General features: G+C 43.6%; 32 protein-coding genes. All 32 read left to right on the top strand.

The annotated features are described in order from the left end of the window. Positions 1 to 67 precede the first annotated feature (67 nt). The 32 genes from V3C10_21605 to V3C10_21450 all read left to right on the top strand — a co-directional run bounded on the left by V3C10_21605 (position 68) and on the right by V3C10_21450 (position 17,725). On the top strand, positions 68 to 736 hold the full coding sequence (locus V3C10_21605; GenBank protein WVP61873.1) for a sugar O-acetyltransferase: 669 nt from the start codon (positions 68 to 70) through the stop codon (positions 734 to 736). A gap of 531 nt (positions 737 to 1,267) precedes the next feature. Next, positions 1,268 to 1,585, top strand: a complete 318-nt coding sequence (gene rpsJ / locus V3C10_21600) for a 30S ribosomal protein S10 (GenBank protein ID WVP61872.1) — start codon at positions 1,268 to 1,270, stop codon at positions 1,583 to 1,585. Between the two features lie 124 nt (positions 1,586 to 1,709). Continuing rightward, on the top strand, positions 1,710 to 2,345 hold the full coding sequence (gene rplC / locus V3C10_21595; GenBank protein WVP61871.1) for a 50S ribosomal protein L3: 636 nt from the start codon (positions 1,710 to 1,712) through the stop codon (positions 2,343 to 2,345). 27 nt (positions 2,346 to 2,372) lie between these two features. Then, positions 2,373 to 2,993, top strand: a complete 621-nt coding sequence (gene rplD / locus V3C10_21590; protein ID WVP61870.1) for a 50S ribosomal protein L4 — start codon at positions 2,373 to 2,375, stop codon at positions 2,991 to 2,993. Continuing rightward, positions 2,993 to 3,292 carry a 50S ribosomal protein L23 gene (gene rplW / locus V3C10_21585; protein WVP61869.1) on the top strand — a complete coding sequence of 100 codons (300 nt, stop codon included), beginning with the start codon at positions 2,993 to 2,995 and terminating at the stop codon, positions 3,290 to 3,292. Before rplD ends, rplW begins: the two co-directional genes overlap by 1 nt. A 228-nt stretch (positions 3,293 to 3,520) precedes the next feature. Then, the gene (rplB, locus tag V3C10_21580) at positions 3,521 to 4,363 is read left to right on the top strand and encodes a 50S ribosomal protein L2 (protein WVP61868.1); all 843 of its coding nucleotides are present in this window, start codon (positions 3,521 to 3,523) and stop codon (positions 4,361 to 4,363) included. Between the two features lie 20 nt (positions 4,364 to 4,383). Further along, positions 4,384 to 4,665 carry a 30S ribosomal protein S19 gene (rpsS, locus tag V3C10_21575; protein WVP61867.1) on the top strand — a complete coding sequence of 94 codons (282 nt, stop codon included), beginning with the start codon at positions 4,384 to 4,386 and terminating at the stop codon, positions 4,663 to 4,665. 28 nt (positions 4,666 to 4,693) lie between these two features. After that, positions 4,694 to 5,080: a 50S ribosomal protein L22 gene (gene rplV / locus V3C10_21570; protein WVP61866.1), complete on the top strand. Its 387-nt coding sequence runs from the start codon at positions 4,694 to 4,696 to the stop codon at positions 5,078 to 5,080. A gap of 12 nt (positions 5,081 to 5,092) precedes the next feature. Then, positions 5,093 to 5,749 (top strand): 30S ribosomal protein S3, encoded by a 657-nt coding sequence (gene rpsC, locus V3C10_21565; GenBank protein WVP61865.1) that lies wholly within the window; start codon positions 5,093 to 5,095, stop codon positions 5,747 to 5,749. Next, positions 5,749 to 6,186: a 50S ribosomal protein L16 gene (gene rplP, locus V3C10_21560; GenBank protein ID WVP61864.1), complete on the top strand. Its 438-nt coding sequence runs from the start codon at positions 5,749 to 5,751 to the stop codon at positions 6,184 to 6,186. The genes rpsC and rplP overlap by 1 nt, the downstream gene beginning before the upstream one ends. Next, the gene (gene rpmC, locus V3C10_21555; GenBank protein ID WVP61863.1) at positions 6,176 to 6,379 is read left to right on the top strand and encodes a 50S ribosomal protein L29; all 204 of its coding nucleotides are present in this window, start codon (positions 6,176 to 6,178) and stop codon (positions 6,377 to 6,379) included. Before rplP ends, rpmC begins: the two co-directional genes overlap by 11 nt. A 161-nt stretch (positions 6,380 to 6,540) precedes the next feature. Then, a complete protein-coding gene (gene rpsQ, locus V3C10_21550) occupies positions 6,541 to 6,795 on the top strand; it encodes a 30S ribosomal protein S17 (GenBank protein WVP61862.1) in 255 nt (84 codons plus the stop codon). A gap of 27 nt (positions 6,796 to 6,822) precedes the next feature. Next, on the top strand, positions 6,823 to 7,191 hold the full coding sequence (gene rplN, locus V3C10_21545) for a 50S ribosomal protein L14 (GenBank protein ID WVP61861.1): 369 nt from the start codon (positions 6,823 to 6,825) through the stop codon (positions 7,189 to 7,191). Positions 7,192 to 7,203: 12 nt separating this feature from the next. Then, on the top strand, positions 7,204 to 7,509 hold the full coding sequence (gene rplX / locus V3C10_21540; protein ID WVP61860.1) for a 50S ribosomal protein L24: 306 nt from the start codon (positions 7,204 to 7,206) through the stop codon (positions 7,507 to 7,509). A 23-nt stretch (positions 7,510 to 7,532) separates the two neighbouring features. After that, complete coding sequence (gene rplE, locus V3C10_21535) at positions 7,533 to 8,072, top strand: 50S ribosomal protein L5 (protein ID WVP61859.1); 540 nt, start codon at positions 7,533 to 7,535, stop codon at positions 8,070 to 8,072. Positions 8,073 to 8,087: 15 nt separating this feature from the next. Further along, positions 8,088 to 8,273 carry a type Z 30S ribosomal protein S14 gene (locus V3C10_21530; GenBank protein ID WVP61858.1) on the top strand — a complete coding sequence of 62 codons (186 nt, stop codon included), beginning with the start codon at positions 8,088 to 8,090 and terminating at the stop codon, positions 8,271 to 8,273. A 183-nt stretch (positions 8,274 to 8,456) separates the two neighbouring features. Continuing rightward, the gene (gene rpsH / locus V3C10_21525) at positions 8,457 to 8,858 is read left to right on the top strand and encodes a 30S ribosomal protein S8 (GenBank protein WVP61857.1); all 402 of its coding nucleotides are present in this window, start codon (positions 8,457 to 8,459) and stop codon (positions 8,856 to 8,858) included. 74 nt (positions 8,859 to 8,932) lie between these two features. Further along, positions 8,933 to 9,475: a 50S ribosomal protein L6 gene (gene rplF, locus V3C10_21520; GenBank protein WVP61856.1), complete on the top strand. Its 543-nt coding sequence runs from the start codon at positions 8,933 to 8,935 to the stop codon at positions 9,473 to 9,475. 17 nt (positions 9,476 to 9,492) lie between these two features. Then, entirely contained in the window at positions 9,493 to 9,861 is a 369-nt protein-coding gene (rplR, locus tag V3C10_21515) for a 50S ribosomal protein L18 (GenBank protein ID WVP61855.1), read from the top strand. A 19-nt stretch (positions 9,862 to 9,880) separates the two neighbouring features. Further along, positions 9,881 to 10,390, top strand: a complete 510-nt coding sequence (rpsE, locus tag V3C10_21510; protein ID WVP61854.1) for a 30S ribosomal protein S5 — start codon at positions 9,881 to 9,883, stop codon at positions 10,388 to 10,390. 15 nt (positions 10,391 to 10,405) lie between these two features. Further along, on the top strand, positions 10,406 to 10,588 hold the full coding sequence (rpmD, locus tag V3C10_21505) for a 50S ribosomal protein L30 (protein ID WVP61853.1): 183 nt from the start codon (positions 10,406 to 10,408) through the stop codon (positions 10,586 to 10,588). Between the two features lie 22 nt (positions 10,589 to 10,610). Then, complete coding sequence (gene rplO, locus V3C10_21500; protein ID WVP61852.1) at positions 10,611 to 11,051, top strand: 50S ribosomal protein L15; 441 nt, start codon at positions 10,611 to 10,613, stop codon at positions 11,049 to 11,051. A 1-nt stretch (position 11,052) separates the two neighbouring features. Next, positions 11,053 to 12,369 (top strand): preprotein translocase subunit SecY, encoded by a 1,317-nt coding sequence (gene secY / locus V3C10_21495; protein WVP61851.1) that lies wholly within the window; start codon positions 11,053 to 11,055, stop codon positions 12,367 to 12,369. Between the two features lie 164 nt (positions 12,370 to 12,533). After that, positions 12,534 to 13,178 (top strand): adenylate kinase, encoded by a 645-nt coding sequence (locus V3C10_21490; GenBank protein ID WVP61850.1) that lies wholly within the window; start codon positions 12,534 to 12,536, stop codon positions 13,176 to 13,178. 3 nt (positions 13,179 to 13,181) lie between these two features. Continuing rightward, complete coding sequence (gene map, locus V3C10_21485; protein WVP61849.1) at positions 13,182 to 13,934, top strand: type I methionyl aminopeptidase; 753 nt, start codon at positions 13,182 to 13,184, stop codon at positions 13,932 to 13,934. Between the two features lie 41 nt (positions 13,935 to 13,975). Beyond that, positions 13,976 to 14,245, top strand: coding sequence for a KOW domain-containing RNA-binding protein (locus V3C10_21480; GenBank protein ID WVP61848.1), 270 nt, complete (start codon positions 13,976 to 13,978; stop codon positions 14,243 to 14,245). A gap of 54 nt (positions 14,246 to 14,299) precedes the next feature. After that, positions 14,300 to 14,518 carry a translation initiation factor IF-1 gene (gene infA / locus V3C10_21475; protein ID WVP61847.1) on the top strand — a complete coding sequence of 73 codons (219 nt, stop codon included), beginning with the start codon at positions 14,300 to 14,302 and terminating at the stop codon, positions 14,516 to 14,518. A gap of 349 nt (positions 14,519 to 14,867) precedes the next feature. Then, positions 14,868 to 14,981 carry a 50S ribosomal protein L36 gene (rpmJ, locus tag V3C10_21470; GenBank protein WVP61846.1) on the top strand — a complete coding sequence of 38 codons (114 nt, stop codon included), beginning with the start codon at positions 14,868 to 14,870 and terminating at the stop codon, positions 14,979 to 14,981. A gap of 155 nt (positions 14,982 to 15,136) precedes the next feature. Next, a complete protein-coding gene (rpsM, locus tag V3C10_21465; GenBank protein WVP61845.1) occupies positions 15,137 to 15,505 on the top strand; it encodes a 30S ribosomal protein S13 in 369 nt (122 codons plus the stop codon). A gap of 79 nt (positions 15,506 to 15,584) precedes the next feature. Beyond that, on the top strand, positions 15,585 to 15,986 hold the full coding sequence (gene rpsK / locus V3C10_21460) for a 30S ribosomal protein S11 (GenBank protein WVP61844.1): 402 nt from the start codon (positions 15,585 to 15,587) through the stop codon (positions 15,984 to 15,986). 18 nt (positions 15,987 to 16,004) lie between these two features. Beyond that, entirely contained in the window at positions 16,005 to 16,598 is a 594-nt protein-coding gene (gene rpsD / locus V3C10_21455) for a 30S ribosomal protein S4 (GenBank protein WVP61843.1), read from the top strand. Between the two features lie 164 nt (positions 16,599 to 16,762). Further along, complete coding sequence (locus V3C10_21450) at positions 16,763 to 17,725, top strand: DNA-directed RNA polymerase subunit alpha (GenBank protein ID WVP61842.1); 963 nt, start codon at positions 16,763 to 16,765, stop codon at positions 17,723 to 17,725. Positions 17,726 to 17,752: the final 27 nt, after the last annotated feature.

Here is a 17,752-nt window from a genome sequence, read left to right as displayed (position 1 = left end):
ACGTTCTATTGCCATCTATTATAAGATAAGAGGGTACAAACCGCAATTGGAAAGGAGGATATTTACAGTGCAGGAAAAATGCAGAACGGCTGTTCCAAAGGGAAAACAGGGGCAGGACGAAGTACGGAGGGAGAGAACGGAAATGGAGAAATCACTCGGGGGAGAGGATTTTATTTCGAATGCTCCGGAAATACTTGAAATTATCAAAAGGGCAAGACGGCTTACGAATATGTATAATCAGTCCGACTATGACGCACGGACGATCCGGCGCACGATATTGGAGGAACTGTTCGGGACCGTTGGACAGAATGTGGCCGTGGATACTCCATTTTATTGCGACTATGGAAAAAATATTTGTATTGGTAATCATGTAATGATTAATATTAACTGTACATTTGTGGACTGCAACAGAATTGAAATCGGAGACAAGTCACTGATCGGGTCAAATGTCCAGATGTATACGGCGACTCATCCGGTACAGCCTGATGAACGGCTGGTAGAAAACTGGACTCCCGGTTCCGGTCGGCCGTTTTTTCATATTACCTCACAACCGATCATAATCGGGCGGAATGTCTGGATTGGCGGGGGCGCCGTTATTCTGCCTGGCGTGACAATCGGTGATAACTCGGTAATCGGGGCGGGAAGTATTGTTAACAGAAGTATCCCTGCCAACAGCCTGGCCGTTGGCAATCCATGCAAGGTAATTAAAACATTTGACGGCAGGCACGGCATTTGAAACGTTTCACCATATATAATAGGAAGAAACAAAAATAAAAACAGCAGAAAACATAAAAAATCCCATTACTTTAAAAAAGAATGAGCATAAATGATAAAATAAGCAAAAACAGGGAAAAATAAAATCAGGGAATATGGAGGCGGCATTCAAAATTTACCGTCTCCAGGTTCCGGATTCAAAGCCATTTTCAATGAATTTTTTCTTGTACAATTTAACCGAAAAAGATCCCGAAAATTCGTGAAATTCGGAGAAAAAAAGTGTAAAAAATCCTTGCAATCCCTGCAAATGTATGATATGATATCAAAGCTGTGGCATGATAGCTGTGAAACGAGAGGTTGCTGTCTGAGATAGGGCAGGTTTTCCGTGGAGCGAATGTCAAGTTAGGAAACTGGCGACAAGTCACTGTACAACTACAGAATTATCCGGAAGTAGATGAAGGATTCCGTGTGAGGTTCATGAGGACACACCCGGGCATGTGTACAGTCACCGCTTGTCGTGCTTAAATAGTACGAAAAGGAGGCGACTTTTTTTATGGCAAGTCAAGTAATGAGAATCACATTAAAAGCTTATGAGCATCAGCTGGTAGACAGCTCCGCTGCAAAAATCATCGAGACTGTAAAGAAAAACGGATCAAAGGTGAGCGGACCGGTGCCGTTACCAACAAAGAAAGAAGTAGTAACAATTTTGAGAGCTGTTCATAAGTACAAAGATTCCAGAGAGCAGTTCGAGCAGAGAACTCACAAGAGACTCATCGACATTATTGCTCCAAACCAGAAGACAGTTGATGCACTGCAGAGACTCGAAATGCCGGCTGGTGTTTACATCGACGTAAAGATGAAAACAAAATAAGCTGCGAATATTCAGCAGCTAAGCATTCAATGCATATCCTAACAGATTTAGATAGATTTCTGGACTGTTCTAGGATGAACGCGAATCCCGCGTTCCGCTGTAGAAAAAGACAGGAGGTCAAAAAATGAAGAAAGCGATTTTAGCTACGAAAGTCGGAATGACTCAAATCTTCAACGAAGACGGAGTTTTAACTCCAGTAACTGTTCTTCAGGCCGGACCATGTGTTGTTACACAGGTTAAGACAGAAGAGAACGACGGTTACAAAGCAGTACAGGTTGGTTTCGTTGACAAGAGAGAAAAACTTGTTACAAAGCCAGTTAAGGGACACTTTGACAAGGCAGGCGTTGCTTACAAGAGATATGTAAGAGAGTTCCGTCTTGAGAATGCTGAAGAGTATTCCGTAAAAGACGAAATCAAGGCAGACGTTTTCGCAGCAGGCGATAAGATTGACGTTACTGCTATTTCCAAAGGTAAAGGTTTCCAGGGCGCCATCAAGAGACATGGCCAGAGCAGAGGACCTATGGCTCACGGCTCCAAATTCCATCGTCATCAGGGTTCCAATGGTTCTGCAACCACACCAGGCCGCGTATTCAAGGGCAAAGGAATGCCAGGACATATGGGTAGCGTAAAAGTTACTATCCAGAATCTGGAAGTTGTCAAAGTAGATACAGACAACAACTTAATCCTTGTTAAAGGCGCAGTGCCAGGACCTAAAAAATCCTTAGTAACAGTTAAAGAAACGGTAAAAGCTGGTAAGTAAGCTTTAAAGGAAAGGAGGAACATACAGATGGCAAACGTATCTGTTTACAATATTGAAGGCAACGAAGTTGGCACATTAGAGTTAAACGATGCTGTATTCGGTGTAGAAGTGAATGAGCATTTAGTACACCTTGCAGTTGTAGCTCAGTTAGCTAACAAACGTCAGGGAACACAGAAAGCTAAAACACGTTCCGAAGTTTCCGGAGGCGGTAAGAAACCGTGGAGACAGAAAGGAACTGGTCATGCAAGACAGGGTTCAACGAGAGCTCCTCAGTGGACAGGCGGCGGTGTAGTATTTGCACCAACACCACGTGATTACACAATCCGGTTAAACAAGAAAGAGAAGAGAGCTGCTCTTAAGTCTGCGTTATCCAGCAGAGTAAACGAGAATAAATTCATCGTTGTAGATGCAATGAACTTCGACGAGATCAAGACAAAGAAATTCCAGAGCGTTATGAACAACCTCAAAGTGAACAAAGCACTTGTTGTTTTAGACGACGAATGCGGCAACACAGTATTATCTGCAAGAAACATTCCTACAGTTAAGACTGCATCCGTAAACACAATCAACGTATACGATATCTTAAAATATAACACAGTAGTGGCAACGAAGGCTGCTGTAGCTTCTATCGAGGAGGTGTATGCATAATGGCAAACGTACAGTACTATGACGTAATCCTCAAACCAGTGGTAACTGAGAAAAGCATGAACGCTATGAGCGATAAGAAATATACTTTCTTAGTTCATACAGAAGCAAACAAATCCATGATCAAAGAGGCTGTTGAAAAAATGTTCCCGGGAACAAAAGTAAAGAGCGTTAATACCATGAATCTTGACGGTAAGACAAAGAGAAGAGGTATGACCTTCGGTAAGACAGCTAAGACAAAGAAAGCAATCGTTCAGCTCACAGAAGACAGCAAGGAGATTGAAATCTTCAGCGGTCTGTAGGACGAAAACAGCTTAGTCGAAGGGGAACACCGGAGACGGCTTTGATTGAGCGGCAATGAAAAGTTCGCGAAGCGCGCTTTTCGTTGTTTGGCAACTATACGGCGAACACTATGCCGTGATAAAGAACGAAGTCTGCGAAGGACAGACGGAGGAATCCGTAAGTCCGCAGGGCGGCTTCTAAAAACGTAAAGAAACGCCAGGAGGCGTTGAACGAAAGGAGTTAGAGTCATGGGAATTAAAACATACAGCCCATATACACCTTCCAGAAGACAGATGACAGGCTCTGATTTCTCTGAGATCACTAAGACAACACCGGAGAAATCATTAGTTGTAGCGTTAGGTAAGAAGAACGCAGGTCGTAATAATCAGGGTAAGATTACAGTAAGACATCGCGGAGGCGGTGCTAAGAGAAAATACAGAATCATCGATTTCAAGAGAAATTCCAAAGATGGAATTCAGGCAACCGTACTGGGAATCGAATATGATCCGAACAGAACAGCAAACATCGCTTTAATCTGCTACGCAGACGGCGAGAAAGCATATATCCTTGCTCCGGCCGGTTTACAGGTTGGCGCTAAAGTTATGAGCGGCGAACAGGCAGAGGCCAAAGTTGGTAACTGCTTACCACTCAGCCAGATTCCTGTTGGTGCTCAGATTCACAACATTGAACTTTATCCGGGTAAAGGCGGACAGTTAGTTCGTTCCGCAGGAAACTCCGCACAGTTAATGGCTAAAGAAGGAAAATACGCAACCCTTAGATTACCATCCGGTGAAATGAGAATGGTTCCGATCATCTGCCGTGCAACAATCGGCGTTGTAGGAAACGGAGACCACAACCTGATCAATATCGGTAAAGCTGGTAGAACACGTCATATGGGCTTCAGACCTACAGTCCGCGGTTCCGTAATGAACCCGAATGACCATCCACACGGTGGTGGTGAAGGTAAGACCGGTATCGGCCGTCCAGGTCCATGTACACCATGGGGCAAACCAGCGCTTGGTCTTAAGACAAGAAAGAAAAACAAACATTCCAACAAGTTAATCGTAAGAAGAAGAAACGGTAAACAGTAAGTTATCAAGGAGGTAATTCAATGGGTCGTTCACTTAAAAAAGGACCATTTGCAGACGCTCATCTTTTAAAGAAAGTGGATGATATGAACGCAGCAGGCCAGAAGCAGGTTATCAAAACCTGGTCCCGCCGTTCAACAATCTTCCCACAGATGGTAGGTCATACAATCGCAGTTCATGATGGCAGAAAACACGTTCCGGTATATGTTACAGAGGACATGGTTGGACATAAACTCGGAGAGTTCGTTGCTACAAGAACTTACAGAGGCCACGGAAAAGACGAAAAGAAAGCAGGCCGTAAGTAATTTACGCTTTTGAAAGGAGGTTTCACCAATGGCTAAAGGACATAGATCCCAAATTAAGAGAGAGAGAAATGCGCAGAAGGATACAAGACCATCAGCTAAGCTGTCTTATGCCAGAGTATCTGTTCAGAAAGCATGTTTCGTATTAGATGCCATTAGAGGCAAAGATGTGCAGACTGCACTCGGTATTGTAACTTACAATCCCAGATATGCTTCTACTTTAATAAAAAAATTACTCGAATCAGCAATTGCCAATGCTGAGAATAACAACCAGATGAACCCGGAAAACCTTTACGTAGCTGAGTGCTTCGCAAACAAGGGACCGACAATGAAGAGAGTTAAACCGAGAGCACAGGGCAGGGCTTACAGAATCGAAAAGAGAATGAGCCACATCACGATCGTGCTTGATGAGAGATAAAAGGAGGCAAATATGGGACAGAAAGTTAATCCACACGGCTTAAGAGTCGGTGTAATTAAAGACTGGGACTCAAAATGGTATGCTGAAGCTGATTTTGCTGATAACCTTGTTGAAGATCACAAGATCAGAACATATCTGAAAAAGAAATTATACAGCGCTGGCATTTCCAAAATCGAAATCGAGCGTGCATCTGATAAAGTTAAAGTCATCATCTACACAGCTAAACCTGGCGTTGTAATCGGCAAGGGCGGCTCTGAGATTGAGAAGACAAAAGCACAGATTCAGAAGTTAACAGACAAGAGAGTCTTTGTTGACATCAAAGAAGTTAAGAGAGCTGACAGAGATGCTCAGTTAGTAGCTGAGAACATTGCTCAGCAGTTAGAGAACCGTGTTTCCTTCCGTCGTGCCATGAAGTCTGCAATGGGCAGATCCATGAAGGCAGGAGCTAAGGGCATCAAAGCATCTGTTTCCGGACGTCTTGGCGGTGCAGATATGGCCCGTACAGAGTTCTACAGCGAGGGTACAATCCCGCTTCAGACATTGAGAGCAGATATTGACTATGGTTTCGCTGAGGCAGAAACAACCTACGGCAAGACAGGCGTTAAGGTTTGGATCTACAAAGGCGAAGTTCTTCCTGCTAAAGGAAATAAGGAAGGGAGAGATAAATAATGTTAATGCCTAAAAGAGTAAAGCGTCGTAAACAGTTCCGTGGTTCTATGGCCGGTAAAGCTACAAGAGGCAATGTTATTTGCTACGGAGAGTATGGTCTGGTTTCCACAGAGCCATGCTGGATCAGATCCAATCAGATAGAGGCAGCCCGTGTTGCCATGACCCGTTACATCAAACGTGGTGGTAAAGTATGGATTAAAATTTTCCCGGATAAGCCAGTTACAGCAAAACCTGCAGAGACTCGTATGGGTTCTGGTAAGGGCGCACTTGAATACTGGGTAGCAGTTGTTAAACCAGGCCGCGTATTATTTGAAATCGCGGGTGTACCAGAGGAGACAGCCAGAGAAGCACTTCGTCTTGCAATGCATAAACTTCCTTGCAAGTGCAAAATTGCTTCTAAAGCAGATTTAGAAGGCGGTGATAACAGTGAAAATTAATAAGTACGTAGAAGACTTAAAAGCCAAATCGGCTGCAGAATTAAGTGAAGAATTAGTAGCTGCTAAAAAGGAACTGTTCAACTTGAGATTCCAGAACGCAACAAATCAGTTAGATAACACGAGCAGAATCAAAGAAGTTCGCAAGAACATCGCCAGAATCCAGACTGTTATTACAGAGAAGGCAAACGCATAGACCGAAAGCAACTTGACGAGGTGGTTCCGAGTCTAGTGCGAGGCCGTTCACAAAACTTAGCGAGGTATTTTACGAGCTTAGCTGAGTGAACATGCAGGGCAGATTACGGCAAATTTAACTGGATAATATAGATTCCTAGAATGGGAAAGGAGATATCTACCGTGGAAAGAAATCTTAGAAAAACACGTACGGGTAAAGTAGTAAGCAACAAGATGGATAAAACTATTGTAGTTGCTATCGAAAACCACGTAAAACATCCTTTAATCGGTAAGATCGTTAAAAAGACATACAAATTAAAAGCACACGATGAGAACAATGAGTGCGGAATCGGTGATACTGTAAAAGTAATGGAAACAAGACCTATCTCCAAGGACAAAAGATGGAGACTTGTTGAGATTATCGAGAAAGCAAGATAATTTTAATATCAGAAAGGAGTATTGGGCATGATTCAGCAGGAAACCAGATTAAGGGTTGCCGACAATACCGGTGCTAAAGAATTACTCTGTATCCGTGTTATGGGCGGATCTACAAGAAGATATGCTAATATTGGTGATGTTATCGTTGCCAGCGTTAAAGATGCAACACCAGGCGGTGTTGTAAAAAAAGGTGACGTTGTGAAAGCCGTTGTCGTACGTACTGTAAAGGGCGCACGTCGTAAAGACGGTTCTTATATCAAATTCGATGAGAACGCAGCAGTAATTATCAAAGATGACAAGAACCCGAGAGGAACACGTATCTTTGGGCCAGTAGCCAGAGAGTTAAGAGAGAAACAGTTTATGAAAATCGTTTCCCTGGCTCCAGAAGTACTGTAGGAGGTGTCGACTGTGCATAAAATTAAAAAAGACGACCTGGTAAAAATTATTGCAGGTAAAGACAAAGATAAAACGGGAAAAGTTCTCTCCGTAAACTTAAAGAAGAACACCGTTCTGGTTGAAGGATGCAACATGGTTACAAAGCATTCCAAACCATCCGCAGCGAACCAGCAGGGCGGTATCATCCATCAGGAAGGTCCTATCGACTATTCCAACGTAATGCTCGTAGTTGATGGAAAAGCAACAAGAGTAGGTTTCGAAGTAAAAGATGGCAAAAAAGTCCGTGTTGCAAAAGCAACTGGAAAAGTGATTGACTAATACAGAGAGGAGGAACATTTAAGTTGGCTAGATTAAAAGAAATTTATAAGAACGAAATCGTAGACGCTATGATTAAAAAGTTCGGATATAAAAATGTCATGGAAGTGCCGAAGTTAGACAAAATCGTTGTTAACATGGGCGTTGGAGAAGCAAAAGAAAATGCTAAAGTTCTGGACTCTGCTGTAAGGGATATGGAAATCATCACCGGACAGAAGGCAGTTCTGACAAAGGCAAAGAAATCCGTCGCTAACTTCAAGCTCAGAGAAGGTATGGCAATCGGCTGTAAAGTTACTCTGCGCGGCGAGAAGATGTATGAGTTTGCTGACCGTTTAATCAACCTTTCACTTCCACGAGTTCGTGACTTTAGAGGTGTTAACCCGAATGCATTCGACGGCAGAGGAAACTATGCACTTGGTATCAAAGAGCAGCTTATCTTCCCGGAAATTGAGTATGATAAGGTTGACAAAGTAAGAGGTATGGATATCATCTTCGTAACAACGGCAAAGACAGACGAAGAAGCACGTGAGCTGTTAACACAGTTCAACATGCCATTTGCAAAATAATAGGAGGATTTATCAATGGCAAAGACTTCAATGAAGATTAAACAGCAGCGTCCGGCAAAATTCTCCACCAGAGAATACAACCGCTGCAGAATTTGTGGCCGTCCACATGCATACTTAAGAAAATACGGCATCTGCCGTATCTGCTTCCGTGAATTAGCTTACAAAGGCGAAATTCCGGGCGTTAGAAAAGCAAGCTGGTGACCGAAAGCAGCTTAGCGAGGTTTTTTTGAGCTTAGCGCGAGGCCGTTCGCGAAACTTAGCGAGGTTCTTTCGAGCTTAGTTGAGGGAACATGTAGTGGAAGGAAAAACCCTACTCGTGTGGTGGCGGGAGAAACCCCACTCACCGTAGTGGCAGATGAAATTATTAAGGAGGCAAAACTCAAAATGACAATGAGCGATCCAATCGCAGATATGCTTACGAGAATTCGTAACGCAAATACTGCTAAACATGATACAGTAGATGTTCCGTCATCCAAGATGAAATTAGCAATCGCTGATATCCTTGTAAAAGAAGGCTACATCAAAAAATATGACATCGTAGAAGATGGCAATTTCAAAACAATCCGTATGGAATTAAAATACGGTAAAGACAAAAATGAGAAAATCATTTCCGGCATCAAGAGAATTTCCAAACCAGGTCTTCGCGTTTATGCAAACAAAGAAGATATGCCGAAAGTACTTGGTGGTTTAGGTGTGGCTATTATCTCTACCAACCAGGGTGTAATTACAGACAGACAGGCAAGAGAACTCGGCGTAGGCGGAGAAGTTCTGGCTTTCGTTTGGTAATCTATAAGTATTAGAACTGAAAACAGAGAAGCCGCTGACGGCTTCTCCGAGAATCTAAGTAGGAGGTAATCGGCATGTCACGTATAGGAAGAATGCCAATCGCGATTCCGGCAGGAGTTACTGTAACAATCGCAGAAAACAATTTAGTGACTGTAAAAGGTCCTAAGGGAACACTCGAGAGAGAGTTACCGGTAGAAATGACGATCAAAGAAGAAGATGGTCAGATTATCGTTACAAGACCCAGCGATTTAAAGAAAATGAAATCTTTACACGGTCTGACAAGAACCTTAATCAGCAACATGGTTCATGGTGTTACTGAAGGGTATGAGAAAGTTCTGGAAGTTAACGGCGTTGGTTACAGAGCCGCTAAACAGGGCAAGAAACTGGTTCTCAGCCTTGGTTATTCCCATCCTGTAGAGATGGAAGATCCGGACGGAATTGAGACAATTCTGGAAGGTCAGAACAAGATCACTGTAAAAGGAATCAGTAAAGAAAAAGTTGGCCAATACGCTGCTGAAATCAGAGACAAGAGAAGACCTGAGCCGTACAAGGGCAAAGGTATTAAATATGCTGATGAAGTTATCAGACGTAAAGTTGGTAAGACTGGTAAGAAATAATTAAGGAGAGTGTAAAGATGGTTAGCAAACAGTCAAGAAGCGAAGTTCGCGTAAAGAAACATGCTAGATTACGTAATCGTTACTCTGGAACAGCTCAGAGACCGCGTTTAGCAGTGTTTAGAAGTAATAATCATATGTATGCTCAGATTATTGACGATACAGTTGGCAATACTTTAGTTGCAGCTTCAACAGCAGAGAAGGCAATCAAAGCTGAGCTCGAGAAGACAAACAACGTAGATGCGGCAGCTTACGTTGGTACTGTAATCGCAAAGAGAGCAATCGAAAAAGGTATTAAAGAAGTTGTCTTTGACAGAGGCGGATTCATATATCACGGTAAAGTTCAGGCATTAGCAGATGCAGCTCGCGAAGCTGGTCTGGAATTCTAGTAGGAAGGAGAACATACACATGAAACGTACAAAAATTGATGCCAGCCAGTTCGAGTTAGAAGATAAGGTAGTGGCAATCAAACGTGTGTCCAAAACTGTTAAAGGCGGACGTACAATGAGATTTTCCGCATTAGTAGTAGTTGGTGACAAAAACGGGCACGTTGGTGCAGGTATGGGTAAAGCTGCTGAGGTTCCGGAAGCTATCCGTAAAGGAAAAGAAGCTGCAGCAAGAAACCTTGTAGCGATTCCGTTTGATGAAAATAACAGTATCCCACATGACTTCATCGGCAAATTTGGAAGTGCAAACGTACTTCTGAAGAAGGCTCCTGAAGGTACAGGTATTATCGCAGGAGGTCCGGCACGTTCCGTTCTGGAGCTTGCAGGATACAAGAACATCCGTACAAAATCCTTAGGCTCCAACAACAAGACCAACGTTGTTTTAGCTACTATCGAGGGATTATGTTCAATTAAGACACCTGAAGAGGTTGCAAAACTCCGTGGTAAATCTGTAGAAGAGATTCTGAACTAATAGGAGGGTATTAAAATGGCAGAGAAATTAAAAATCACTTTAGTAAAATCTCCTATCGGTGCCGTTCCGAAGCAGAAAGCAACTGTTGAAGCTTTAGGCTTAAAGAAGTTACACAAGACAGTTGAGATGCCGGATAACGGTGCAGTCAGGGGCATGATTCAGTGTGTAAGACACTTGGTAAAAGTTGAAGAAATCTAAAATCCACGTAGGAGGTGCAGTCATGGATTTATCTAATTTACAGCCGGCTGTAGGTTCAAAACACAGCGACAGCTTCAGAAGAGGCCGTGGACACGCTTCAGGTAATGGTAAGACTGCTGGTAAAGGACATAAGGGCCAGAAAGCTCGTTCCGGTGCAACTAGACCGGGATTTGAAGGCGGCCAGATGCCTTTATACAGACGTATCCCGAAGAGAGGATTCACGAATAGAAACTCTAAGACAATCATTGGTATCAATGTCAGCGAATTAGAGAGATTTGACAACGATTCAGTTGTTACAGTAGAAACATTAATCGAAGCAGGTATCGTTAAAAACCCACGCGATGGCGTTAAAATTCTTGGCAACGGCGAGCTGACCAAGAAACTCACTGTGAAAGCAGATGCTGTTAGTGAAGGAGCAAAAGCCAAGATTGAAGCAGTTGGCGGAACCTGCGAGGTGATCTAATATGTTAAAAACACTCCAGAACGCTTTTAAGATAAAGGAAATCAGAGAGAAAATCCTCTACACTTTCTTTATGCTGGTTGTGATCCGTATCGGTTCGCAACTGCCGATCCCGGGAGTACAAACGAATTTCTTCGATGAACTGTTTTCAAGACAGTCCAGCGATGCATTTGGATTTTTCAATACGATTACTGGCGGTTCGTTTACGAACATGTCAGTATTCGCCTTGAGCATCACACCATATATCACATCTTCCATCATCATGCAGCTTCTCACGATAGCGATTCCAAAACTGGAAGAGATGCAGCGTGAAGGTGAGGACGGAAGAAAGAAAATTGCAGAGTATACACGTTACCTCACTGTAGGCCTTGCGCTTATGCAGTCTATTGCCATGTCCGTAGGATTTGGCGGCAGAGGTCTTCTGATTGACTTCAATGCAGTCAGTGTTATCGTTGCCATCACTACGATGACGGCAGGTAGTGCAATGCTCATGTGGATTGGTGAGAGAATTACAGAGCACGGAGTTGGAAATGGTATTTCCATCGTCCTTCTGTTCAATATCATTTCCACACTGCCCAGCGATATGATTACCATTTATGAGAGATTCCTCGTTGGTAAGAATGTGCCTGTGGCAACTGTATCACTGATCATTATCCTGGCGATTATCCTTGCCATGGTAGTGTTCGTTATTGTTTTGCAGGATGCGGAGCGGAGAATTCCGGTTCAGTATTCCAAGAAGATGCAGGGCAGAAAGATGGTGGGCGGCCAGTCCTCCAATATTCCTCTGAAAGTAAATACCGCAGGCGTTATTCCTGTAATCTTTGCTTCCTCCCTGATGTCTTTCCCGGTTGTTATCGCAGAGTTTTTCCAGGTGGATTACAATACCATTGGCGGAAAACTTTTAAGAATGCTTAACTCCGGTTCATGGTTCCATGCGGAATATCCTGTATATTCAATTGGTATGATAGTTTATATCGGCTTGATCGTGGTGTTCGCGTATTTCTACACATCCATCACATTCAATCCGTTGGAAGTTGCAAATAACATGAAAAAATCCGGCGGCTTTATCCCGGGCATCCGTCCAGGTAAGCCAACGTCTGATTATCTGAACAGCATTTTAAATTATATCGTATTTATCGGCGCCTGCGGTCTTATCGTAGTTTGCCTGATCCCGATTATGGTATCCGGAATCTTCTCTGTTGGGCATATGTCCTTCGGCGGAACATCCCTGATCATTATTGTCGGCGTTGTCCTTGAGACAATTAAGGCGGTAGAGTCACAGATGCTTGTTCGTAATTACAGAGGATTTTTAAACGATTAAGACAATTCGCTTTCTAAGCAGGAACTCCTGGAAGCCGGCCGATCCGGAACCGGGCTGATCCTGCATAGGGGCGATTCTGTTGTATTTGCAGGAAGCGTTTCATTGGTTGGCGGTGAAGAGGATCGCAAAGCGTCTGTCGCCGCATTAAACGGGGAGGTAAGCCTATGAAGATTATTATGTTAGGAGCACCGGGGGCCGGCAAAGGCACGCAGGCCAAAAGAATTGCAGAGAAATATCAGATCCCTCATATCTCTACCGGAGATATCTTCAGATCTAATATTAAGGAAGGTACGGAGCTGGGCATGAAGGCGAAACAGTTCATGGATCAGGGACTCTTGGTACCGGATGAAGTTACGATCGGAATGCTTCTTGACCGTATCCACCAGGACGACTGTGAGAATGGTTATGTTCTGGATGGCTTCCCAAGGACAATTCCGCAGGCTGAGAGCCTGACAAAAGCCCTTTCCGGCATGGGAGAGGCGATCGACTATGCAATTGACGTGGACGTTCCCGATGAGAACATCGTGAGCAGAATGTCAGGACGCCGCGCATGCTTAAACTGTGGAGCAACTTACCATGTAACATTTGCTCCCCCTGCAAAGACAGGTATCTGCGACGTATGTGGAGCAGAGCTGGTTCTCAGGGATGACGATAAACCTGAGACGGTTCAGAAACGTCTGTCAGTTTACCACGAGCAGACACAGCCGCTGATTGACTATTATAAGGAAAAAGGCGTGCTGCATTCCGTAGACGGAACCAAAGAAATGGAAGAAGTTTTCCAGAGCATCACTGAGATTTTAGGAGCATAACATATGGCAGTAACGATTAAGTCTCCCAGAGAGATTGAGCTGATGAGAGAGGCGGGAAGAATCCTTGCCGTCACTCACGAAGAGCTTGCAAAAAACCTGAAACCCGGCATGTCCACATGGGACATTGACCATATGGGTGAAGAAATCATACGCAGCTATGGGTGTATTCCTTCCTTTAAGAATTATAACGGCTATCCTGCGTCTATCTGTGTGTCGGTCAATGATGAGGTGGTACACGGAATTCCGAACAGGGAGCACTATATAGAGGAAGGCGACATTGTAAGCCTGGATGCAGGTGTTATCTATAAAGGATATCATTCCGATGCGGCCAGGACCCATGGAGTCGGTGAAATAAGCGCAGAAGCGAAGCAGCTCATAGAAGTAACCAGACAAAGTTTCTTTGAGGGGATTAAATTTGCCAAACCTGGCAATCATCTAAATGATATTTCCGCGGCTATCCAGAAATACGCCGAAAGTTTCGGCTATGGGGTAGTCAGGGACCTGGTAGGTCACGGGATCGGCACTCATTTACATGAAGATCCGGAGGTGCCCAACTTCGCAAGGCGGAGAAAAGGCATTCTTCTGCAGCCCGGCATGACGCTGGCTGTGGAGCCAATGATCAACGCGGGAAGTTATGATGTGGTCTGGATGGATGACGACTGGACTGTAGTGACGGATGACGGCTCTTTGTCGGCTCATTATGAAAATACCATTCTCATTACCGAGGATGGACCAGAGATTTTATCAATACTATGAGTACTTAGCGACCAGTGTATACTCTGATTCGAGGTGGTAAGATGGCAGGATATGAAGCAGGCTGTCTTGTCCGGTCTTTGGCCGGTCATGACAAAGGAAACATATTTATCATAATCAAAGAAGATGCGGAATATGTTTACCTGGCGGATGGAAGACTCCGCACCGTGGCAGATCCGAAGCGCAAAAAGAAGAAGCATGTTCAGATATCCCGTATCCGCGATGAAAAGCTTTGTGAAAAGCTGGTGAACGGCGGTACCGTCAGAGATGAAGAGGTGAAACGCTTCATTCAATGTAACGGGAGAATCATTTAGAAAACCCACAAGAAAACCGGGAACAACCAGGAACCCCAGGGAGGTAAAAAGTTTATGTCAAAAGCAGATGTAATTGAAATTGAAGGCGTTGTGGTTGAAAAATTACCGAACGCGATGTTCAAAGTGGAGCTGGAGAACAAACACGTAGTTTTAGCTACTATCAGCGGAAAACTTCGTATGAATTATATCAGAATTCTGCCGGGCGATAAGGTTACGATGGAGATGTCTCCATATGACCTGTCCAAGGGAAGAATTATCTGGAGAGATAAATAGGCTCAGGTTTAGGTCTGAGACCTTCGGGCGCCGGAGCGGGGACGGGAGGAGAACATTTTCCTGAATCCGCTTCCGCCTGTATCAAATCCGGGACCCGCCGCACCTATATGCGGGAAACCTTTGTTTTAAGGGAAATTATGCTTGCATTATATAAAAATAAGTGTTATAATGCTCTAGCGAACTTTGTTGAAGCAACAGGTGAGATCCGCCCTTTTAGCCGAACCCGGGCTATGCAAGGAAAGTGACGCCTGCTGTACCTGTAAGTCCGGCATATAAGGACTGCAATGGGTAATATTAAAATATTGTAAGTCCTTAACCAGGACGGACTATTACGGAAAGGAGAATCACTGTGAAGGTTAGATCATCGGTTAAACCAATTTGCGAAAAGTGCAAGATCATTAAAAGAAAAGGCAGTATCAGAGTAATCTGTGAAAATCCAAAGCACAAACAAAGACAGGGCTGATAAGCATTTGTCTGCCTGATTTTTTCGCACGGCTTTCTATATGAACCACCAGGATAAGTTGTTCATAACTATTCAGGGTTTACATGGAATGGCATAATACATTTAACTCAACTCAAAGAAGCAAAGAAAAAAACTAATGGAGGTGTACTACACACATGGCTCGTATTTCAGGTGTTGATTTACCAAGAGAAAAACGCGTCGAGATCGGTTTAACTTACATCTACGGTATTGGTAGAACAAGTGCAAGCCGTATTCTTGCAGAGGCTGGCGTTAATCCTGACACACGTGTTAAGGATTTAACTGACGACGAAGTTAAGAGAATCGCAGCAGTCATCACTGAAAGTCAGGTTGTTGAAGGTGATTTACGTAGAGAAATCGCTATGAACATCAAGAGACTTCAGGAGATCGGATGCTACAGAGGAATTCGTCATAGAAAGAGCCTTCCTGTTCGTGGTCAGAAGACCAAGACTAACGCAAGAACACGTAAGGGACCGAGAAAGACAGTAGCGAACAAGAAGAAATAATAATTGGTAACAAATAAGTTGTGAATCAGGTTAGAGAAGTAACAGGATTCAATAATCGAAGAAAGTAGGTTAGTTTAAAATGGCTAAAAAAGTGTCAACTGGTAAAAAAGTGACAAAAAAGCGTGTAAAGAAAAACGTTGAACGCGGACAGGCGCACATCCAGTCATCTTTTAATAACACAATCGTTACCTTAACAGATGCTCAGGGTAATGCATTGTCATGGGCTAGTGCTGGCGGTCTGGGATTTAGAGGTTCAAGGAAATCTACTCCATATGCAGCTCAGATGGCTGCAGAAACTGCTACAAAGGCAGCTCTCATCCATGGCTTAAAGTCAGTAGACGTTATGGTAAAAGGTCCGGGATCAGGCCGTGAAGCAGCAATCCGTGCCCTTCAGGCATGTGGTCTTGAAGTAACCAGCATTAAGGACGTAACTCCGGTTCCGCATAACGGATGCCGTCCGCCAAAACGTAGAAGAGTCTAATTAGGAGGTGCAAGTAAAGTGGCAGTAGATAGAGTTCCTGTACTTAAAAGATGTAGATCTCTTGACCTGGATCCGATTTATTTAGGAATCGACAAGAAATCCAAGAGAGAGTTAAAGAGAACCAATAGAAAGATGAGCGAGTATGGTCTCCAGTTAAGAGAGAAACAGAAAGCAAAATTCATCTATGGTGTGTTAGAGAAACCTTTTAGAAATTATTATGCTAAAGCTTCCAGAATGTCCGGACAGGTTGGTACCAACCTCATGATCCTTCTGGAGTGCAGACTTGATAATGTATTATTCAGAATGGGCTTTGGCCGCACGAGAAAAGAGACAAGACAGATCGTAGATCACAAGCATGTACTGGTTAACGGAAAGCCGGTAAATATTCCGTCTTACCGCGTAAAAGCTGGTGACACAATCGAGATCAAAGAGAAGTACAAAACTTCACAGAGATATAAAGATATATTAGAGGTAACAGCCGGAAGAATGGTACCTGCATGGTTAGAGGCTGACGCTGAAAACTTAAAGGGTGTCGTTAAAGAGTTACCAACCAGAGACGAAATTGATGTTCCTGTTAATGAAGTGCTTATCGTCGAGTTATATTCCAAATAATTAAGAGCTGACTAAAAATCATTGTTGCTGTACGGTCCTTCGGGGCCGTACAGCGGCAATATTGTTTATGGTTCTGCATTCGGCAGACATATAACAAATTATCTTCTCTTAGCTTATGGAGTATGGCAGACCCTCAATAAAAGTTCCCAAAAGGAGGGGCTATAGTGTTCGATTTTGAAAAACCGAAAATTGAAATTGCTGAGATTTCAGAAGACAAAAGATACGGCAAGTTTGTAGTTGAACCACTCGAAAGAGGATATGGAACTACTTTAGGAAATTCTTTAAGAAGAATTATGCTCTCTTCTTTGCCTGGCGCAGCAGTAAGTCAAGTGAAAATCGATGGCGTTTTGCATGAATTCAGTTCGATTCCCGGTGTAAAGGAAGATGTAACTGAGATTATTATGAACATCAAAAGTTTGGCAATTAAGAATCTGAGCGAAACGAATGAGCCGAAGACAGCTTATATCGAGTTCGAAGGAGAAGGCGTTGTAACGGCCGCTGATATCCAGGTTGATTCTGACATTGAGATTTTAAATCCTGAGCAGGTAATTGCCACATTGAGCGGCGGTACGGACAGTAAGTTCTATATGGAACTGAACATCACCAAGGGCCACGGCTACATCAGCGCAGACAAGAATAAGAACGACGAACTTCCAATCGGAATGATCGCCGTGGATTCCATCTATACACCGGTAGAGCGTGTCAATATGACCGTTGAGAATACCCGTGTAGGCCAGGTTACCGACTTCGATAAACTGACACTGGATGTGTTTACAAACGGAACTCTTGCTCCTGATGAGGCAGTCAGCCTGGCAGCTAAGGTTCTCAGCGAGCATTTAAATCTGTTCATTGACCTTTCCGAGAATGCCAGAACCGCAGAGGTTATGGTAGAGAAGGAAGACAATGAAAAAGAGAAAGTGCTTGAGATGAACATTGATGAACTGGAATTATCCGTACGTTCATACAACTGTTTAAAGAGAGCAGGTATCAATACCGTGGAGGAACTGTGCAACAGGACTCCGGAAGATATGATGAAGGTCAGAAACCTGGGCCGCAAGTCATTGGAAGAGGTACTTGCCAAATTAAAAGAATTAGGCTTACAGCTCAACCCGAGCGAAGAGGCTTAATCCGTATCGTTTAGAAGAAAGCATGGA

It is taken from the genome of [Clostridium] symbiosum (assembly GCA_036419695.1).
Lineage (GTDB): Bacteria > Bacillota > Clostridia > Lachnospirales > Lachnospiraceae > Otoolea > Otoolea symbiosa_A.
The sequence above is the reverse complement of the archived record's forward strand: the minus strand, read 5'-3'. Positions and strand labels throughout refer to the sequence as shown.